At 68.1% G+C, this 4825-nt stretch carries 3 protein-coding genes; all 3 read right to left on the reverse strand.

Annotation, left to right across the window (positions count from 1 at the left end; translation table 11 throughout):
* Positions 1-983: sodium:proton exchanger (locus AC2VOU_RS19980; RefSeq protein WP_486958923.1), on the reverse strand; the 983-nt coding region annotated here is incomplete at its 3' end.
* 159 nt (positions 984-1142) lie between these two features.
* Entirely contained in the window at positions 1143-2972 is a 1830-nt protein-coding gene (locus tag AC2VOU_RS19985; protein ID WP_486958924.1) for a phosphoenolpyruvate carboxykinase (GTP), read from the reverse strand.
* Between the two features lie 123 nt (positions 2973-3095).
* Complete coding sequence (locus tag AC2VOU_RS19990) at positions 3096-4598, reverse strand: hypothetical protein (RefSeq protein ID WP_486958925.1); 1503 nt, start codon at positions 4596-4598, stop codon at positions 3096-3098.
* Between the last annotated feature and the right edge of the window lie 227 nt (positions 4599-4825).

The following is a 4825-nucleotide window of genomic DNA, read 5'->3' on the forward strand; positions in this document are numbered from 1 at the left end:
CGATTGTCGAGATGCAGTGCGGCGCCGCCGCCGCCCAGCATGTACGCCGCCGGCAGCGAGCCGACCAGCACCGTCCACTGGTAGACCTTCGCCGAGATCAGCGTCGCGATCGCCACGTCACCTTTGCCGCGCGAGGCGAAGATCGTCGCGATGATGAACTCCGGCGCCTCTGACGCGAGCGGGGCCAGCCACTGCACCAGCAGGAAGCGGTCGATGCCCAGCTTGGTTCCGGTGCCGATCAGGTTGTCGGCGAACGGTTTCGCACATGTCACAATGACAGCCGCCGCCAACAGGAACAGCGCTGCCACCGTCAGGCGGCGTACTCGATCCGACAGTGCGCCCAGCGCCGCGGCGGTGCCGATGAGCTCGGGTTCCTCGACATCGCCACGGCTCAGCTTGTACAGGTAGAAACCGAACCAGGCCAGCAGCGCCACCCCGAACGCGATGTGGATGCGGCCGGCGGCGGGAATGACGAACGCCGCCACGCCGGCGAACATCAAAAAGCCGATTTCCACCCGGTTACTGGTCTCCAGCCGCAGCCCGTCGGGCGTGCGCCCGGAAGCTCGGCGGGCCACCAGCACGCTGACCAAGACGACCACCGGCCACCCGAGACCCATCAGCAGCCGGTTCGACCCGGTCATGTTCGCGACCGCATACTGGGTGTACGCGGGCACGTGGCCTGCGGTGTAGGCGTAGTAAAGGTCGACGGCGTACTCGGGAAGCACCGCGATCACGGCCAGCACAGCGACAGCCAAGCCGCCGGAAACATCGACCTGTGCCGCTTCGGCGGCCCATGCCAGCACGAAGCTGGCACCTATCACCGCGGCCCCGTAGACGATCAGGCCGAGGACGGGATCGAGTTGCAGGCCGCGAACGCGCAGCACCAGGGCGGGGGCGATGCCCGTGCCGACGATCGTCAGCGAACGGAACACAGTCCGCGGCCGGACCGCAGACGCCGTTACAGCCCCCGCGGTTGTTGTCACGCCGCCAAGCTACCCGCCCACCATCCATCCAGCAACATAGCCTGGCTACCGAATCGATCGGGGATGCTGGTGAAATTTGCTGCTCAGCAGGGCCGCATCTGAGAGTTAGGCTGGTCGATATCTCGGATGCGGCAACCCTGCTAGCGCAGCGGCGGCAGCCTAGTCGGACTCGGTGAGGCGCTGCTTGAGCGCTGCGAACTCGTCCCGGACGCCGGTCGGCAGTTTGTCGCCGACGAACTCGAACCACTCCTCGATCAGCGGCAATTCCTGGCGCCACTCGTCGGCGTGGACCGCCAGCGCCTTCTCGACATCGGCGGGGTTGACGTCCAGTCCGCTCAGGTCGAGGTCAGCCGTGGCGGGGACCACGCCGATCGGCGTCTCCCGGCCGCCGGCCTGGTGCTCGATACGCTCGACGATCCACTTCAGCACCCGGCTGTTCTCACCGAAGCCCGGCCACAGGAACTCTCCCTTGTCGCCGCGGCGGAACCAATTGACGAAGAACACCTTCGGCAGCTTCGACTCATCGGAGTTCTTACCGAGGTCGATCCAGTGCTGGAAGTAGTCGGCGACGTGGTAGCCCAGGAACGGCAGCATGGCCATCGGGTCGCGGCGGACGACACCGACCTTGCCCTCGGCCGCAGCGGTCTGCTCGCTACCCATGGTGGCGCCCATGAACACACCGTGCTGCCAGTCGCGGGCCTCGGTCACCAGCGGCACCGTGGTCTTGCGGCGGGCGCCGAACAGGATGCCCGAGATCGGCACGCCCTGCGGGTCGTCCCACTCCGGCGCCAGGATCGGGCACTGCGACATCGGGGTGCAGTAGCGCGAGTTCGGATGAGCAGCGGTGGTTTCCGTCTCGCGGGCGTACCACTGGTTGCCCTTCCAGTCGATCAGGTGATCCGGCTCGCCCTCCAGACCCTCCCACCACACGTCACCGTCATCGGTCAGCGCGACGTTGGTGAAGACGGTGTTACCGCCCTCGATGGTCCTCATGGCGTTGGGGTTGGACTTCCAGTTGGTGCCCGGCGCGACCCCGAAAAAACCGAACTCGGGGTTGACCGCGTAGAGGCGGCCGTCCTTGCCGAACCGCATCCAGGCGATGTCGTCACCAAGGGTCTCGGCCCGCCAGCCCGGGATGGTGGGCTGCAGCATCGCGAGGTTGGTCTTGCCGCAGGCCGACGGGAACGCGGCGGCGAAGTAATACGCCTTGTTTTCCGGGGAAATCAGCTTGAGGATCAGCATGTGCTCGGCCAGCCAGCCCTCGTCGCGGGCCATCGCCGACGCGATCCGCAGCGAATAGCACTTCTTGCCCAGCAACGCGTTTCCGCCGTAGCCGGATCCGAAGCTCCAGATTTCCCGGGTCTCCGGAAACTGCGTGATGTACTTGGTGTCGTTGCAGGGCCACGGCACGTCTTTTTGTCCGGGCTCCAGCGGAGCGCCGATCGAGTGCAATGCCTTGACGAAAAAACCGTCGTCGCCCAGCTTGTCCAGCGCAGCCTTGCCCATTCGGGTCATTACCTTCATCGAGGCGACGACGTATTCGGAGTCGGTGATCTCCACGCCGAGCTTGGGGTCCTCGGCGCCGAGTGGGCCCATGCAGAACGGAACGACCCACATCGTGCGTCCGCGCATACAGCCGCGGTACAGCTCGGTCATGGTGGCCCGCATCTCGGCCGGCGGCTTCCAGTTGTTGGTCGGGCCGGCGTCGGCCTCGCGCTCCGAGCAGATGAACGTCCGCGACTCGACCCGCGCGACGTCGGACGGGTCCGACAGCGCCAGGTAGGAGTTCTGGTGCTTCTTCTCGTTGAGTTTGGTGAAGGTGCCCGCCTCGACGAGTTGGTCGGCCAGCCGCTGGTACTCCTCGTCGGAGCCGTCCGCGAAGACCACGCGGTCCGGCTGGGTCAGCTCGGCGACCTCCTCAACCCAGGACAGCAGGCCCTGATGGTTCGTCGGGGCAGTATCCAGACCGGGAATGGTCGCTGAAGTCATCTAAATCTCCTGCAGTCGCTTTTGCGTAGTGCGCGGCTAATGTGTGGCGGCCTGCACACAGGTTATCGCGAACTGAATACCCAGAAAAAGCCGGGCGCATATCGGCTCACTCACAGGAATGATTCAGATCACGGTATCGGCGGTGCCGGCCTGCGGGCTTTCGCCAATCTGGGCATCGTCGCCGTCGTACTCGGTCTCCGAGTCGGCTTCCGGGTCGGCTTCTGGGGGCTCGGGCTCGCCGAGTTCGCTCCGCACCGCCTCGAGCGCCGCCCGCAGCGTCGGCATCTCCTTGCCGCGCAGTGCCGCGGCCCGCGCTGCGACGACGGAGTGCTCGCGCAGCTCGGTGTCGATGGCACTGACCTGCTCGGCCACCCGGGTACTCTCGCCCTCGTCATGCTCGCTGAGAGCGGCGGTCAGCGACGACTCGGCGGCCAGCACCCGCGTCGCCACGAGTTGCTCCGCCGCGGATTGAGCCAGCGCGGCGGCTTCGCCGGCCCACCGGTCGAGCAAAGCCCGGTCGCGAAGCAGGCCGCGGATCCCGACCACCCAGACCGTGAGCGCGAGCCCGAGCGCCGCGCACGCGACAGCACCGGCGATCGTGAGCCCGGGCGAAAGGTCGGCCAGCAACCGGCTCAGGGTCAGCGCCACACCCAAGCCGAAGCCGGCGCCCAGCAGCATCATCAGCCGACTCTCCAGCACGCGCGACTTCAGCGGTGGCGGCGAAAGGTCGACTTCCGGCAGCGGGGCCGACGGGGGCGGATGGACCGACAACCCCAGGCTCTGCGCCATCTCGGCCAGATGCGTGGTGGTGCCATCGTCGACTTCGGTGATGACTTCGGCGAGGCGGGCTTTTGCCTCGGCCTCGAACTCCGCCAGCGCGCCCCGACCCCGGCTCGCGGCGTCCTCCTGCAGCTCCGATCGCACCGAGGCGCAGCGATTGCGGGCGAAGTAGGACAGCTGCGTGCGGGCCTGCTGGGTCTGGCTGCGTAGCGCGATCGTCCGCTCGGACTTGGACGCCCGGCGCTGCCGCAGGATCTCGCTGCGCTGTTCGCGCAACGTCTGCACCCGAGCGCGTCGCCCGGCCCCGTCCGCGTCGCGGTCGTACCGGTCGGCGGTAGTCTGCAGCCGAAATTGCCAGGCGCGCAACCTGTTTCGTCGAGCCAGCTGAACGTCGGCCAGGTGGTGGGACACCGCCGCGGCGAGGTCGTCGATGCGCGGCTCACCGTCCTCGGGCGCGGCCGCGACCCCGACCCATCCCACGTCCGCGTAGCGCGGCGCGTGCGATGCCAGCACCTCGCGGTTGCCGGCCAGCATTTCTTCCCAGTTCTGGTGCACGTCGATCTTGGACACCGCGCCGATCACCAGGTCGGTCTGCGCGGTCGCCGTATCGAGCAGCACGCAGTCGGATTCGGTCAGCAACGCCGCGGCCGAGACGACGAACACCACCGCCGTCGGGGCTTCGCCGGCCTGCAGCTCCGTGGATTCCACGAACTTCTGCTCGGGCAGCCGCTCGCTCAGCGCGGCGACCACGCCGGTCACCCCGGCCAGCCACGGCCCGGTCACCAGCACGACGTCGAGGCGCTCGAGGGCCGGCGTGGCGAGCTCGGGCCCGATCTCGGCCACCATCGCGTCCACCTCGGCAACGGGGTCGCTGGGGTGGGCACCCTTCTTGCCGCTCACACCACTCCTCCGGCCCTGGCCCACAGCCGCAGCGAGCCCCGCACGATGTCGGCGCCGCAGGCGCGCTCGATGGCCGCGGCCGGCCCGCGCCGGTGGCGCTGCCAGAGCGTTGCGCGGCGCAGATGCGCGTCGGCGGTGTCGGCGCGGTCGACGTGCATGCCGACCGACTCGAC

The organism is Mycobacterium sp. TH-M25, assembly GCF_057473665.1.